The organism is Brevibacillus sp. NL20B1 (assembly GCF_018195675.1).
In the GTDB taxonomy this organism is placed as follows: Bacteria; Bacillota; Bacilli; order Brevibacillales; family Brevibacillaceae; genus Brevibacillus; species Brevibacillus aydinogluensis.
In genome coordinates this window covers 105,514-120,629 of sequence record NZ_JAGTPT010000013.1, presented here as the reverse complement: position 1 = coordinate 120,629, position 15,116 = coordinate 105,514, and the positions used below count along the sequence as shown (strand labels likewise).

Below are 15,116 nucleotides of genomic sequence, written 5' to 3'. Positions count from 1 at the left end.
GGCATAAAGACCCGCAGGTACTTTTGCTGCAACACATCCCTCCGGCAGATTCTCTATGGAACTGACTTGCTTGCCGAAAATCTCTTTTTCTCCGATGGAAAAGTAATAAAAGACATGAGGATTAATCACATGGTCAATCTCTGACAGGACAGGGTCGGGGGCTTCAAAATATTCATCCCAGTCAACCCCCAATCCAATCTCAATCCCTGCGATATAAAATTCGTCCATTTCTACAATGGTTAAGCGCATGTTATCCTCCTTATTTTTTACCAAAAACATGGCAGGAAAGGGCGCAACTGTATATGTTACGCCCTACCATTACTTTAACCCACTCACGAGAAGGAATGATAATCTCCCAATCCATCGCTTTACTTTCAGTATTCAGACTTGTTGAGGCTGCTAATCTAGCAACTCAAGATTACAGATTGCAATACCTTCACTTTTAAAATCTGGATTTTGTTACCACTTGCGCTTATAACATATTTTTACTTTTTCTGTAAACAAATTTTTCCCTCCATCTCAACACTGTCATTCAAAAATGAAAGACAATCATTCAAAAATGAATGAATTTTTGCAATCAGATTCTATTTTTCCAAAAATACAAATTGGTATAATGTTTGCATACTTGAATATAAGCGCGGCACAAATAAAGGAGGATATGTCGATGCAGCATGATTGAATCAGGTTACGAGGTGTTTGACACATACCAACAAGGGGGGAACCACATGTCCCAACAGCAAAGCAACACCTTGCAAAAGAAGTTGAAACCGCGTCATTTGACGATGATCTCGATTGGCGGAGTAATCGGTGCGGGATTGTTTGTCGGCAGCGGTTCGGTGATCAATTCCACAGGTCCAGGCGCCATTCTCTCGTATGCCTTGGCCGGGCTGCTCGTGGTAATGGTCATGCGCATGCTGGGAGAAATGGCTGTCGTCAATCCGGACAGCGGCTCCTTCTCCACCTATGCCCATCAGGCGCTGGGGCCCTGGGCAAGCTATACGATCGGCTGGCTGTACTGGTTTTACTGGGCCATTGTGATTGCCATTGAGGCGACGGCAGGCGGCGCCATCGTTCACGGCTGGATTCCGTCCGTGCCGGTCTGGTTGTTGAGTCTCATTCTGACCGTGTTATTGACCATTACCAACGTGCTGTCCGTGAAGTCGTTCGGCGAATTTGAATACTGGTTTGCCATGATCAAAGTGGTGGCGATCAGCCTGTTCATGTGCATCGGGGCTGCCATTCTGTTCAATCTGATCCCTGCCATCCCCTCGCCGGGATTGACCAACCTCCTGGGACAGGGCGGATTTTTGCCCAATGGCGCTTCGTCCGTATTCGTCAGGATCGTCGTCTGCGTCTTCTCCTTTTTCGGAGCGGAAATCGCCGCCATCGCGGCAGGCGAAACACCCAACCCGGAAAAATCCGTCGTCATCGCCATCAAAAGCGTGATCTGGCGCATTCTGCTCTTCTACATCGGCTCTGTCGCCATTCTGGTGATGCTTCTGCCCTGGAACGCCGCCGACCTGCTGAAGAGCCCGTACGTCACGATGCTGGACATGCTCGGCATCCCGGCAGCCGCGCAAATCATGAACGTGGTCGTGCTCGTCTCCGTTCTGTCCTGCTTGAATTCCGCGCTGTACACCAACTCGCGGATGCTGTATTCCCTGGCGCGCAAAGGAAACGCACCGCGCTCGCTCCTGCAGGTAAACAAAAACGGGGTTCCCGTTCGCGCCGTCCTGGCGAGCACCTTTTTCTCCTATCTCTGCGCGATTTTTCACTTTGTGTCTCCGGACAAGATCTTCCTCTTTCTGGTCAACGCGTCCGGTGCCATCGCCATTCTGGTGTACCTGGTCATCGCCGTGTCGCACGTGCGGCTTAGAAGAAAACTGGAGCGGGAAAATCCGCAGGCCCTCACGCTGAAAATGTGGGCGTTTCCCTATCTCACCTACCTGACCATCGCCGCCATGGTGCTCATTCTGGTGTCGATGCTCTTCATGGAATCCATGCGATCCCAGCTCTACCTGACGATGCTGATCACCGCTCTCGTCGTCGCCTCCTACTTCCTGTTCAAGCGAAAGTCCGCCGCGCTTGCTCATGAAGCTGGCGAAACCGAAGTGGAACACCAAAACCAGAACGCCTCGTAATCCCCCAAAAAATCCGTTAGCGCCCGGAGCGTTAACGGATTTTTTCGCCAGACCGTCGCAGAAGAAAGACAGCTCTTCCCCCACAGAACAAAACAGCCGATACCTGCATGCAGGCATCGGCTCAACCTCTGCTATGAAATTGGCTTGTCGATTGCTACAGGCGATTGAAAATCACCAGTTTGCTTTCCGTCATCTCTTCCACCGCGTACCTGACCCCTTCACGGCCCAACCCGCTTTCCTTGACACCGCCGTACGGCATGTGGTCGACGCGGAAGGTAGGCGTATCGTTGATGAGGACACCGCCCACCTGGAGCTTTTCGGCAGCCTCAAACGCCGTGTGCAGATTCTCCGTGTAGATGCCCGCCTGCAGCCCGTACTTTGAATGATTGACCAGCTCGATGGCTTCCTCGACGGATGCGACCTTGTTGATCAACACCACGGGGGCAAACACTTCCTCGCATGACACTTTCAACGTCGGCGCCGCATCCAGAAGCACCGTAGGCAGCAGGCAGTTGCCCTCTGCCGTACCGCCAGTCGCCACCCTGGCGCCGTGCTGCACCGCTTCGTCAATCCAGCCGAGGACCCGCTGTACTTCGCGCGGGGCGATCAAGGCGGAGATGTCCGTCTCGGGCAGAAGCGGATCGCCCACCTTCAACGTCTGGACCGCCGCGATGAATTTTTCCACAAACTCCTCATACGCCTCCTCGTGGACATAGATGCGCTGCAGCGAGATGCACACCTGCCCCTGGTAGGAAAACGCGCTGGTCACGCAGCGATTGATGATCTTGTCTATGGTGACGTCTTTGTCGACGATCACGGCCGCGTTGGAGCCCAGCTCCAGCACCACGCGTTTTAACCCGGCCTGGTTGCGAATGGCCTTGCCGACTGCGGCACTGCCGGTGAAGCTGATCATGCTGACGCGCTCGTCGGCGACGATCTGTTGGCCCACTTCGCCGCTGCCCGTAACGATGTTCAGCGCGCCATCCGGCAGTCCTGCTTCCTGCAGCAGCTCGGCCAGGAAAAACGCCGACAGCGGCGTCTGCGGGGCCGGCTTCAGCACCACGGTATTGCCCGCTGCAATAGCGGGCCCCACCTTGTGGGCGACCAGATTCATCGGAAAGTTGAAGGGGGTGATCGCTCCGATTACGCCCAACGGCTCCCGCGTGGTATACGCCACGCGCCCTTCGCCGCCCGGGGCCGCGTCCAGGGGAATTGTCTCCCCGTGGATGCGCTTGGCTTCCTCTGCGGCAAACTTGTACGTCGTGATGGTGCGCTGTATCTCTGCTCTGGCTGTCGTAATCGGTTTGGCCGCTTCCCGCGCGATGATGACCGCCGCTTCTTCCTTGCGCTTCTCCAGCAGGGTCACCAGCTTCTCCAAAATGGCGGCACGCTGGTGCGCCGGCATTTTCGCCATGGTGTCTCGGGCCTGGTACGCCGCCTCAATCGCCCGATCCACTTCGGCTGCGGTCGCCATCGGAATTTCTGCGATCTTCTCTCCGGTATACGGGGAAAAAAGGGGGGTGTAAGCCGCGGCTTCCACCCATGCTCCGTTGATAAACAATTTTTGCTTGATCATTTGTGCTCCACTCCCTTATGATGCGAACTTACGGCGTGACGAGTTCCCCCAGAACTTCTTCAATGATGTCAAGACCTTCATCCAACTGCTCATCCGTAATCACCAGCGGCGAGAGAAAACGCAGAACATTGCCGTACAGACCTGCGCTTAACAGTACCAGCCCGCGCTGAATGCACTCCTGCACGATCCGGCCAGTCAGGTCCTTGTCCGGCTCCTTGGTGACCGGATCCTTGACCAGTTCCACCGCACACATCGCTCCCAGACCGCGCACGTCGCCGATCACCGGATACTTCTGCTGCAGGCTGCGGAAGCGCGACATGATGCGTTCCCCGATCGCGTTTGCCCGTTCCGGAATGTTTTCTTGTTCAAACATCTCAATCACTTTCAAGGCCGCCACGCAACCAAGCGGGCTGCCGGCGTAGGTGCCTCCCACCTCGCCGGGGTTGGGGGCGTCCATGATTTCCGCCCGGCCGGTCACGGCGCTGATCGGAATCCCGGCAGCGATCGACTTCGACATCGTCATCAGATCCGGCACGACGTCAAAATGCTCCATGGCAAACATCTTTCCGGTACGGCCGAAGCCGGTTTGCACCTCGTCGGCGATGAACAGAATCCCGTGCGCTTCGCAGATGCGTTTTACCCCTTGGACGAAGGTTTTGGAGGGAACCACGAATCCCCCTTCCCCCTGCACCGGCTCCATGATAATCGCAGCCACGTCTTCGGCAGGCACTTCGGTCAAAAAGAAGGTCTCCAGCCGCTGCAGAAGTTGTCGGTCCAGTTCGTCGGGAGTCAACCCGTCGGCGCGGTAGTAGTACGGATAGCTTATCTTGTAGGTGTCGGGGGCAAACGGACCGAAGCCGTACTTGTACGGTTTTACCTTGCTGGTGAGCGACATGCCCAGCAGCGTGCGGCCGTGGAAACCCCGTTCAAAAGAGATGATCGCTTTGCGGCCGGTGTACTTCCGGGCGATCTTCACGGCGTTTTCCACCGCTTCCGCCCCGCTGTTCAAAAACATCGTTTTCTTTTCATGCGTACCCGGGGTGATCTGGTTCAGCTTCTCGGCCAACTGGACATACGATTCGTACATAAACACATTAAAGCCCGTGTGAATGAACCGGTCCAACTGCTCCTTGAGCGCAGCCACAACGGTGGGGGGACAGTGGCCGGCGTTCAACGTCCCGATCGCCCCCGCAAAATCAATGAAGGTATTGCCGTCAACATCCGTGATCAGCGCACCTTCCGCCCGATCAGCGAACGAAAACACCGTATGGGATAGGCCGCGCGTCACGTGCTTGTCCCGTTTTTCCAGGATTTCCTGCGCTTTCGGACCAGGGATGGCCGTGTTCAGCTTGACAAAGGTACGAGTGGTGGTCTTCATCGTAAACCCTCCTCGGAAGTTCGTTTCGGTCACGATTTTCCTTTTGCAAGGAGCGTGCCAACCTGAAAACACGCAGAGAGTAGGGCAGATGAAACTGTGTATTCCTGACAGTTATTCAAAAATGAATGACCGTTATTCAATGCTGCCGGTGTTCCCGATCCTGCTTGCAAGACAAAAAACCTTAGCCGGTGATACCGGGCTAAGGTTTTGTCTCCTGCTTTCTGTTTCGGCTGATTTTCTGAAATCGCCTGCTGAGCGTGGGCTGGCTCACTTCCAACACTTCGGCCACCTTCGTAATCGTCTTGTACTTGGCCAGGGCCAACTGGATGAGCTGCGATTCCGTCAGCTCCACCGCTTCCTTCAGCGGAATAATGCGGTTGACCTGGACGGGAGACTGGTCCTTCTCCCCACGACGGCTCAAAATGCTCGTCAGTTCATTTGCGGTAATCAGGTTTCCGGGAGAGATCACCATCGCCCGCTCGATCACGTTTTGCAGTTGCCTTACGTTACCCGGCCAGTGGTACGCGTTCAACATCTCGATGGCGTCCTCGGAAAAAAACTTGCGGGTTGAAAACTTTTTGTTGAATTTCTCCAGAAACGCATAGACGAGCGGTTCCACATCCTCGATCCGCTCCCGCAGTGCCGGGATGTACAGGGGAATCACGTGCAGGCGGTAGTACAGGTCTTCCCGGAACTGCCCGCGCTGCACCATCTCCTCCAGGTTTTTGTTGGTGGCGGCGATAATCCTCACATCGACAGGAATCGGACGGGTGCCGCCCACCTTCAGGATTTCTCTCTCCTGCAGAGCACGCAGCAGTTTCACCTGCAAGTTGATCGGCATTTCGGCGATCTCATCCAAAAACAGGGTGCCTTCGTGCGCCAGCTCAAACAATCCCTTTTTCCCCTGCAGGCTGGCACCGGAAAAGGCTCCCTTTTCATACCCGAACAATTCGCTCTCCAGGAGATTTTCCGGAATGGCCCCGCAGTTGATTTTGACAAACGGCTTCTCCCGTCTGGCGCTGCTGTTGTGAATGGCGTTGGCGATCAGCTCTTTCCCGACACCCGATTCACCGTACAGGATCACGGTCGATTCCACCAGCGCGATCCGCTTCACCTGCTCCATCACCTGAGCCATCGCCTCCGACCGGTAAATCACCTCGTTTACGGCGACAACCTGGTGATTTCGCAGTTCATCGATTTCTTCCTTGTATTTTTGCGTCAGGCTCTTGGCGCGCTGCAGTTCGCTTTTCAACTCGCTCACTTCGGTAATGTCCCGCGACGCGATGACAATTCTCTCCAACTGTCGTTTCTTGTTGAAAATCGGATTGCCGACCGCCAGAATTTTGCGTCCGAAGCGATTTTGCTGCACGATGGAAATTTTGCGCTTCTCCTCCAACACCTTGCGCGTGACGGACGGCTTGAACCAGCCTTTTTCCTCCAGGTCGAGGATGTTCTTGCCCACCACCGTGGACAGGTTTACCCCCCATAAATTGTTCGCGCTGCGATTGGACACGCGCAGGATCGTTCCCGTCGCGTCCACGACCAGGATTTCATCGTAGATGGAATCCACAATCGCTTCCAGGTCTTTCGTCAATTCCGTCACATCCTGAGACAGCTTTCGTTTCATCAGGATGTTTTCCATTGTCACCGCATCAAGCCAGCCCGCAATCTCTCCCCGGTCGTTTTGGACAAGCCAGTAGGACGCCTGATCGGGCCGCTGCTGAAACAGCGCCTCTTCGTCCACCACGGCAAAGGGCTCGCTATAGGTCAGCTCCGCGGTTCCCTTCTCCAGCTGCCGTAGCAGTCCGTGCGCGTCGCACACGCCTACGATTTCCCCGCGGCGGCGCACGACCAGGAGACGCGCTCCGCTGATTTGTTTCAGGGCTTGTTCGATGGTAACGGGATGTTCTACGATCACAAAATCGTCGTATATTGCTGCCATACGCTCCACAGTCATCTTCCTTGTGATCCAGAATGAACGTGCTCGTTTCGTTTGCCGCCAGATCACGGCTCGATCGCGTGCGACAGAAAGGAGCACCTTGTAGATGAAGTCTACCACAAAGCGTTCAAAAGGCCAAAGCGTTGCGTTCCAAAAAAAAATCCTCCCTTCCATTCGCAAGGGAAGAAAAGGGAGGCCGGGTGGACTGGGTTCAAATCTCTAACTCACCAAGTCGAACGAGTTCGACTACTGCTTGAGATCGACCTTTGACACCTAATTTCTGCATGACATTGCTGATGTGATTGCGTACGGTCTTTTCGCTGATGAAGAGTTGTCCGGCAATCTCTTTCGTCGTCTTATCCTGGACCAAGAGTTCAAATACTTCTCTTTCTCGATTTGTCAACAACGGCTTGGTTTGATCGCTACCCTTCAATCGTGCCACCCCTCCTTGTGGGCTCTACAGGAACAAGGTTGAGGGATTACAGAGTCACCTTATCCTATGTAGGGGGGTGGGTGGTGGTGCCGGAATTACAGGGATTTTAGGCTTTTGTCTTACATCCTATTCAGAAAATGGGCGATGGGTTCCAGAGGTTGCAGCGAAGAGAATTTTCCTTACAGATAAACCAGTTAATCGAGCCCACATGCTGCTCAGATATACGATGTGCGCTTGTACGTCTCCTGGAAGTGATCGCGCAGCCCCTTGGCGAGCAGGGAAAACGACCCGACGGCAAACACGAAGCAGATCAGCGGGATGAGGAAAAGCCAGGCGTTTTTGCTGTAGACAAAGGTGCGATAGGAGCCGAGCAAGCCGGCCCACTCATGCGTGATGGATTGGTAGAGGACCGGATCGTACGACATTTTCGTGCCGCCGATGAACAGGTTGAACATGCCCATCAGCCCCATCAGCGTCATCACGGCCACCGTCTCCGTCGCCATGATGACGACCACCTGTTCCTTGATGTGCGGCAGGACGTGGCGAAACATGATCTGCCCCCGACCCGCTCCCATGGAAACAGCCGCCAGCACAAACTGCGTCTCTTTGATCTGCTCCGTCTTCTGCCGTATGGACGAAGCGACACTGGGCACGCCCAAGACGGACGCTGCGCCGATAAACAGCGCGACCAAGGTGGAGACGGACAGCTCCGAATTAATGCTGACCCCGCGGAGGAAAAAGTAGACCGGGATGAACAGCGGAATGTAGCTCCAGGCGTTTTCCACTGACAGCCACCAGCGCTGCGGCTTGTCCTGAATGCCGATGTACAAGCCAACCAGCGTGCCGAGCAGCACCCGGAGCAGCGCGACGGCCAGCGTGACGAAAATCGTGTACGGCGCCCCGTGGAGCAGCAATGTCAGCAGGTCGTAGCCCCAGTTGTCCGTCCCCAGCCAGTGCTCTGCGGACGGTGGAATCGGCGGGGAGAGGTATACTGATTTGCCGTTCACCGTCTCGCTGCGAAACACTTCCTGAAAATTCAGTTCATACGGAGCGATGTACGGCCCTATGAAACCCAGCACCACGAGAAATGCCACCAGGATTGCACCGATCCGCAATGACCAGTTGGTTCGACGTAACTGCATGACAAAACCTCACTCAAGTGGATCTAATCGTTCATTTGTAGACGAACACCCGCTCAAACAGGTACAGGATGGCCCGGATCAGCACATAGACGAGAATGGAGAGCAATATGATGCCCATCAGTCCCATGACGGCCGCGTTGAACTGCAGGTCGGCATTTTTGCTGAAAATGAACCGGGTCAAACCGACGACGTTCAGCAGGTATTCCACGACAAACAGGTTGGTTACCGTGATCGCGATCGTCTTTTTCAGATCGGCCAAAAGAAACGGTTTGACGTTCTTGTAGACGTGGTGAATGAGAATGTGCCAGATGCCCATGCCTTTGGCCAACACCGTGCGGATGTAGTCTTCGCCTCCGATCTGGGCGTACTTCAGGCTGACCCCCTTCATCAGGAAAATGGTAGGCCCGATGGACAGGATGGTCAGGGGAAGCCAGTTGTTGGTCGAGTCGTTGAAAGGCGAGAGCGAGATGATTTGGATGCCGGTCGCCTTGTAAAACTGGATGCAGCCCAGAATTGCCAGCAAGATCAGGATGAAGTCGGGCACGGTGGTGATGACGTCCAGCACCCGCTGCAGCTGGCGCACGACGCCGAACCGCTGCAGAAACAATCCAAACAATAGACTGGCGGTGACCGCGATCAGGACGCTGAAAAACAGCAGTCGAAACGAGCTCAGCGCAAACGGCCCGATGTCCTGGGCGATGCTTCGCTCCGTATTCCCCACCCAGTACGTGCCGAGTGAACCGTCGGCGATCTGCTCCAGCAAGTACACCGTGAGAATGACCATTCTTTCCGGCTCTACATGCACCTCGTCCTCGTCGGCGTACAGCATGAACGGCGCACTGCAGACGACGACCACGAGCAGAAACATCGCGATCAGCTGCTTGACGTAGGTCAAGCGAATCAGCCCTCCTTCCTACTACCAACAATACACGATTTGACAGAATTCAACCAGACAATAAAGAGTATTTTCTGTTTTCTTGCAATTCCTGCTGCTGCTGAAGAGCGCCTGCCCGAGCGCCGTAAAAATGGCGTGCCGCCTCCTGCCGCACGCCTTCTGCCTATTTCACCACGATGACCTGTATCTCCATGCGCCCCATGTCACTCAGATCCAGAGGAGCCGACAGCGCCGGGCCGCTCACTGTCAGCATGTCACTGTGCTGTATCAACTGCGGCGGCGTGATGTCAATTTCGACGCCCTGGCTGTACAGAATCGTACTGGCGTTGCCGGAGATCATGTTGCCCAGTTCGGAAATCGCGCTTTTTCCCAGCTCGTCCAGTTCACTGACGGGAAAACCGCCCATCATGGCCGAGACAATTCGCAGTGCAAGATCATTGTGCAGGCCGAACAAGACGTCACCTTCCAGATGACCGGTCATGCCGATGCGAATCCAGGTATGGTCGTCTCGGCAGTCCCACTCAGTCACAGCCAGCTCTCCCCGCGTGACGGTCACGTTGCAAAACTGTTGAATGACCATGGAGGCCGACTCCAGAAACGGATTGAGGTAATGGACGTTCATGATGGTTCCATTCCTTTCCCGGTCAAAATCTTCCTGTTTGTGCCCATTATAATGTCGAAATATGACAGTTACAAGAGATTTGCATAAAAAATCCTAATACTTTAGTCCTGGATTACAGGAACATCTGGAAAAAGCCCCCTGATTTCGGCAGCCGCATCCGCCCGCTTGGTGTAGATCCGCACGCATGTACGCAAATCCAGCACCTCCACTCCCACCTCGTGACGGCTGAGCTGCCACAGCGGCCCCTCCAGCCGTTCAAAGGCAAACACCGTATCCCCAAAGCAGAAACACTCCCGGACGCATCGCTCCGGCGGATAGTCCGCTCCCTCCTCCAGCAGGTGGACCGGTTCGAGGCCGAACTGCTGCAGCAGATGAAGCCGGTCTGCCAGCTGGTCACCCCGCTTGCGCGAAACGCTGCGGCGCGGTGAGAGCAGCGGATACGCTTCCCGTACATATTCCCACTTGATGCCGTGGAAAAACACAGAAATCCCCTCCTGACCCGTAAAACGCTGTCGCGGCAATCCCCACGCTGCCGACATGGGCATAAAAACGGTGCCCTTTCAGCGAAAAAAGGATGTCACCCGGACATCCTTTATCCGCCTTTCCCGATGACGATGATCTCGCCGTGAACCTCCCGTCCCAGTGCGTCGGTGGCGATCACCGTCAGTTTCTGCTTGCCTTCCCGGACGCCGTCCAGCAGTACGCGAAACTCGCCCCGGTCGTTTACATCCGCCGGCAGCCGGCGATCGCCGTAGACGATCTGCAGCCGCGCGACGCCCGTAGCCGTCACCTTTCCGGAGACGGGAACCGATGACCCGACGCGGGCCTCCAGGCTGTTCTGTTCCAGTTTCAGCGTCGGAGCGGGCAGCGCTCTGGCCGTGTAGGTGAGCCGCTGCTCCCCGTGGTGCAGCACCAGTGAACCGGCATGGGCATCGACGTACGCGTAAACCACCAGCGAGGATTGGTTGCCGGCCCCGTCCTTGCCTTCCAACAGGATGCGGTTTTCCCCGTGCTTAAGGGACAGCGTGTGCGTGAATTGCTTCCAGACCGGCTTTTCCAACTGGTCTTCTTCCCAACTGCCGACGATCTGCCCGTTGACGCTGACCTGCCCCTTGTACGTCTGGTCGCGGTAATGGAAGCGGATCGGGACGAGCATGCGCTTGGTGGCCCCATCGTAGAGAATGTCTTCGGAGCCGTCGTTTGCCAACTGCAGGACCGGCGGCGTCGTGTCCACGATGACCCGCTGCGTGAACTGCCGGGTGTTGCCGTACATGTCGCTGGCGCTGTACGAGACGTAGTTCAACCCCTCCGGCAGGCGCAGGACGGTCTGAAACGCTCCGTCCACCTCCACCTGCACCGGTTTGTTATTGATCAAGAGGCGCACGCGGTCCAGCATGTCTTCCCCGCTGATCCGTCCGCTGATAGCCACTTCCGGCTGACGGGAAATCAGCACGTAGCGGAACAGGTCGTTGGGGAATTGCACGTACGGCGGAACGACGTCGCTCTTTCCGTTGAGGTGGACGATGCTGACATTGCCGGCGTAATCGTAGGCGACCAGCGAGACCTTTTTGTCCGGCTGGCTGACCACCGCGCTCGTGACGTTGGCCGAGTACGGTCCGCCCGTCTTCTTTCCGCCTACGTACAAGAGATAGCCCTGCACATCCTTGTCCTTGCAGCTCCATTGGACGCGGTTGCCCGCCAGCGACGCGGTGACGACGGGTGCTTTGGTGTCCACCCGGACCGGCAGGGTCAACGTCTGCCAGTTGGCGTTTGGCCCGTCGATTTTGGCACGGATGACAAACTGGTAGACGCCGTCTGGCACCGGCTCGTACGTGCCTTTTTCCGGGGAGTACCCCCTGCCGTCCCAGCTCCACTCCTCCCGCTCGGTGTAGTAATAGGGAATGCCCCGTTTGGACTGATCGTACTTCCTCACCTTTTCGTCGCGAGCCAGGGAGCGAATCAATTTGCCCGTGCGGTCCGTCACGTCCACCATGACCTGCTTCGCGTTGCGCAAAAAGGTGATCGACGGAGCGGCCGTGTCGTAGTGACCGTCGCCGTTGGGAGAGAACGCAATCTTCGCCGGGTCCACCTGCACTGTCCCGTCCTCACTCACCCCGACGACTCCCAGGTAGTCACGGTATTTCCACTTGTCGTTTTCCTTGTCGTGATACCAGGTAGTCTTCACGCCGGTCCGGTTTTCCTGGCTTTCCTCCTCCCACATGGGGGCGTCCATCACCCGCGGCTCGTCCCAATCGCCGTAAAAGCCGTAGTACGGCACGCGCAGCACGGGCTCATCGCCATTCACCGGCTCAAAGGCGATATATCCTTCGGCAAAAATGTTGCGCTCCGTCTCCGCCGGAATGTGCAGCGTTACCTTGACCTCCGCACGCTCACCCGGCCGAACGGTCACCTGCTGGCTGGAGAATTGCAGCCGTGCCCCTTTCAGCGGGGTTTCCGTCAGCAGGTTCAGCCCGTTTTGACGCAGGTCGGTCAGCACGCCGAACTCGTCCTTGATTTTGTAAGTGAGCGGTTTTTTCCCGAATTTGTTGTCCACGAAGAGGGAAAACGTCGTGCGGTTGCCGATTTCCCCGAGCGAGACACCTGCCTTGCCTTTGGCATCGGTGACAATCGCCGGCGTCTTGATCGCCTTGGCGATCTGCATGAGCCCCGCACCCTGGACGCGCGGGCTGTACGGCAGTTTTCCCGGCCGGCTGCCCTCAGAAGCGGCAGCAGTCTCCCGCGGGTCGAGGACGGGATTGGCCGTATTCATTGCGGCCGCCTTTAGCGTCTCCACCAGTGCCCGCCCTTGCAGGTTGCGCCCTTGCTTCAGATACGCCTGCTTGATGAGCGCCATCCCTCCCGCGACGTGCGGCGTTGCCATTGACGTGCCGCTTTTGACCGCGTAGTCTGACTCCCGCACTATCGACAAGATCCCTCCGCCCGGTGCGGCGATTTCCGGTTTGAACTGCAAATCGGGCGTCGGCCCCCAGGAGGAAAAGGCAGAGATGGTGCCCCCATCCGGATACGGCATTGGATTTTGCGCATACTGGCCGTCAAAGGTGACCGTAACCTTTTTGCCCTTTTTCAGCGCCTGGGCCAGCCGCTCGCCCGTCTGTTTCAAAATGGAGACGGCGGGAATCTGTTTGGCATTCTCCGCGCTGATGATCAGCGGCCCCGACTGGTTGTTGTAGATGATTACGCCTGCCGCTCCCGCTTCCTTGGCCAACCGCAGCTTCTCGTCAAACGGGATGTCACCCCGCTCCAGGAGCACCACTTTTCCCTTGACGGAGACGTTGTAATCTTCCTTTTTCCCCTTGCCCATATAGATCAGCGGATACGGTTTGAACAAGGACTGGACAGGATTCATCACGCTGCCGCTGCTGGCGTGGCCGTGCAGGTAGACCACCCGCTCCAGCCCGTCAACCCCCTGTACGGCAAAGCTGTAGCCGGCCAGGGCGGTCGCATTGACCGACGCGACGGAAAAAGCGTCCGGTGCCAGACCGGGAGAGCCGATCATGGAGACATCGGGATTTTGCGCTTTTACCTTGTCGCTGCCAAAGTAAGCGTCGTTGCCCGCTGCCGCCACCACAATCACACCGTTGTCCACCGCCCGCTTGATGGCATACTGCTCCGTGTTGGTCTCGTCCACATATCCGGCCGCTGAGCCGAGGCTTAGGTTGATCACATCCGCTTTTTTCGCAATCGAATCGTTGATCGCAAACAGGATCGATTCGCTCAATCCCGGTACTTCCCCTTGGTAATTGCTGAACACTTTCTGGCTCAGCAGTTGAGCTTCGGGCGCCACGCCCTTCAGCTTCCCGTTGGCCGCCACAATCCCGGCGACGTGCACGCCGTGCTGCGATTCGCCCACGTCCTCGGTCGTCTGGTTGCGGTCTGCCCAGTTGTAGCCGGGGATCACTTTTTGCGTCGAACCGGACTTTTGCTGGGCAAGCCGCTTGTCGCGCGGCGCAGGCAGATCGGGGTGCCTGCTGTTGATACCGGTGTCGATCACCGCCACCAGCATGCCTTCCCCTTTGACGCCGGCTTCCTGCCACGCTTTCGGCGCCTCAATCATCTCCAGTCCGGAGGCAGGGGGCTGCGCCACCATTTCGCCCTTTAGCACGTGCTCTGCCGCATTCCACTCGTCTGCGCCGGAAGCAGTAATTCCGCTGCGCTCCGGTTCAGACGCAGCCGCCTTCGCCTGCCAGTGGACATCGCGAAGATCCTGAAGCACTTGTTTGGCAAAAGCGGCATCCTGCCCGCGTTGATTGGCCTCTGCCGTCCACATGTCCGCCATCTGCGCCGGAAGCAGGGATAGTGCCATCCCGATGCACAAGATCCGTTTTTTCATCGTCTGCCCCCCAAAAAAAAACATCCATTTCTTTCAGTTTTCCTTTGAAGGGAGATTCGTATTCCCAGAAATCGGATGGGCGAACAGATTGACAAATGCGTTGGCGCGCTATATATTTAAATACGTTAAATATTAGACACGATAAATTTTAACGATAGAAATTGAAGTGTCGTTGATAATGGAAGGTGAGTGACATGGATCAACTGGACTTGGATCAAGCGACTGAGCGGCTTCAGATCGCCTTTACCACGACGATGAGAAAAATAGGACAGGAACTGGCGGAATCGTCAACGGATATGACCGGTCCGCAGTTTTACATCCTAAATATGCTCGCCAAAAAGGGGCCGGGTTCCGTGAGCGACTTGGCGGACGCCATGTGCGTCAAACCGAGTGCGATCACAGCAATGGTAGACCGGCTGCTGAAACACGGTTACGTCCAGCGAGATCGGCACGAGCACGACCGGCGTGTCGTGACCATCCGCTTGACCGAACAAGGTGCAACCATCTTGAAGCAGGCCAAACAAAAGCGAAAAGCGGTCATTGAACGCTATCTGCGCCATCTGAGTCCGGATGAGCTGGAGGCGCTCGTCCAGCTTTTCGAGAAGCTGGCCCGTATCGCAACACATGAGAAGGAGTGAC

Annotated in this window: 11 protein-coding genes and 1 pseudogene; 2 read left to right on the top strand and 10 right to left on the bottom strand. The window is 56.3% G+C overall.

Annotation, left to right across the window (positions count from 1 at the left end; all coding sequences use genetic code 11):
* Positions 1–249: pseudogene (locus KDN35_RS11065) on the bottom strand (GyrI-like domain-containing protein); the annotation flags it as partial.
* A gap of 476 nt (positions 250–725) precedes the next feature.
* Here KDN35_RS11065 and KDN35_RS11060 point away from each other — a divergent pair.
* The gene (locus KDN35_RS11060) at positions 726–2,141 is read left to right on the top strand and encodes an amino acid permease (RefSeq protein ID WP_212132722.1); all 1,416 of its coding nucleotides are present in this window, start codon (positions 726–728) and stop codon (positions 2,139–2,141) included.
* A gap of 154 nt (positions 2,142–2,295) precedes the next feature.
* On the opposite strand, the gene KDN35_RS11055 is transcribed toward KDN35_RS11060, so the two are convergent.
* The 9 genes from KDN35_RS11055 to KDN35_RS20090 all read right to left on the bottom strand — a co-directional run bounded on the left by KDN35_RS11055 (position 2,296) and on the right by KDN35_RS20090 (position 14,477).
* Positions 2,296–3,717: an aldehyde dehydrogenase family protein gene (locus tag KDN35_RS11055; protein ID WP_212132721.1), complete on the bottom strand. Its 1,422-nt coding sequence runs from the start codon at positions 3,715–3,717 to the stop codon at positions 2,296–2,298.
* 28 nt (positions 3,718–3,745) lie between these two features.
* The gene (gene gabT / locus KDN35_RS11050; protein WP_171566417.1) at positions 3,746–5,095 is read right to left on the bottom strand and encodes a 4-aminobutyrate--2-oxoglutarate transaminase; all 1,350 of its coding nucleotides are present in this window, start codon (positions 5,093–5,095) and stop codon (positions 3,746–3,748) included.
* A 199-nt stretch (positions 5,096–5,294) separates the two neighbouring features.
* Positions 5,295–7,052 carry a sigma-54 interaction domain-containing protein gene (locus KDN35_RS11045; protein WP_212132720.1) on the bottom strand — a complete coding sequence of 586 codons (1,758 nt, stop codon included), beginning with the start codon at positions 7,050–7,052 and terminating at the stop codon, positions 5,295–5,297.
* A 193-nt stretch (positions 7,053–7,245) separates the two neighbouring features.
* A complete protein-coding gene (locus tag KDN35_RS11040) occupies positions 7,246–7,467 on the bottom strand; it encodes a helix-turn-helix domain-containing protein (protein ID WP_003387736.1) in 222 nt (73 codons plus the stop codon).
* Between the two features lie 215 nt (positions 7,468–7,682).
* Positions 7,683–8,609, bottom strand: a complete 927-nt coding sequence (locus KDN35_RS11035) for an ABC transporter permease (protein ID WP_171566419.1) — start codon at positions 8,607–8,609, stop codon at positions 7,683–7,685.
* Between the two features lie 31 nt (positions 8,610–8,640).
* Positions 8,641–9,504, bottom strand: a complete 864-nt coding sequence (locus tag KDN35_RS11030; RefSeq protein WP_230076663.1) for an ABC transporter permease subunit — start codon at positions 9,502–9,504, stop codon at positions 8,641–8,643.
* 163 nt (positions 9,505–9,667) lie between these two features.
* Complete coding sequence (locus KDN35_RS11025) at positions 9,668–10,126, bottom strand: chemotaxis protein CheX (protein ID WP_171566420.1); 459 nt, start codon at positions 10,124–10,126, stop codon at positions 9,668–9,670.
* Positions 10,127–10,227: 101 nt separating this feature from the next.
* Positions 10,228–10,608, bottom strand: a complete 381-nt coding sequence (locus tag KDN35_RS11020; RefSeq protein ID WP_171566421.1) for a hypothetical protein — start codon at positions 10,606–10,608, stop codon at positions 10,228–10,230.
* Between the two features lie 110 nt (positions 10,609–10,718).
* Entirely contained in the window at positions 10,719–14,477 is a 3,759-nt protein-coding gene (locus KDN35_RS20090) for a S8 family serine peptidase (RefSeq protein ID WP_212132719.1), read from the bottom strand.
* A 194-nt stretch (positions 14,478–14,671) separates the two neighbouring features.
* On the opposite strand from KDN35_RS20090, the gene KDN35_RS11010 reads away from it, so the two are divergent.
* A complete protein-coding gene (locus tag KDN35_RS11010; protein WP_212132718.1) occupies positions 14,672–15,115 on the top strand; it encodes a MarR family winged helix-turn-helix transcriptional regulator in 444 nt (147 codons plus the stop codon).
* The last annotated feature ends 1 nt before the right edge of the window (position 15,116 follow it).

Excerpts from the sequence above, each read along its gene's own strand:
- KDN35_RS20090 (WP_212132719.1), bottom strand. The coding sequence starts at position 14,477 with ATGAAAAAACGGATCTTGTGCATCGGGATGGCACTATCCCTGCTTCCG.
- KDN35_RS11035 (WP_171566419.1), bottom strand. The coding sequence starts at position 8,609 with ATGCAGTTACGTCGAACCAACTGGTCATTGCGGATCGGTGCAATCCTG.
- gabT (WP_171566417.1), bottom strand. The coding sequence starts at position 5,095 with ATGAAGACCACCACTCGTACCTTTGTCAAGCTGAACACGGCCATCCCT.
- KDN35_RS11055 (WP_212132721.1), bottom strand. The coding sequence starts at position 3,717 with ATGATCAAGCAAAAATTGTTTATCAACGGAGCATGGGTGGAAGCCGCG.
- KDN35_RS11060 (WP_212132722.1), top strand. The coding sequence starts at position 726 with ATGTCCCAACAGCAAAGCAACACCTTGCAAAAGAAGTTGAAACCGCGT.
- KDN35_RS11045 (WP_212132720.1), bottom strand. The coding sequence starts at position 7,052 with ATGACTGTGGAGCGTATGGCAGCAATATACGACGATTTTGTGATCGTA.
- KDN35_RS11025 (WP_171566420.1), bottom strand. The coding sequence starts at position 10,126 with ATGAACGTCCATTACCTCAATCCGTTTCTGGAGTCGGCCTCCATGGTC.
- KDN35_RS11010 (WP_212132718.1), top strand. The coding sequence starts at position 14,672 with ATGGATCAACTGGACTTGGATCAAGCGACTGAGCGGCTTCAGATCGCC.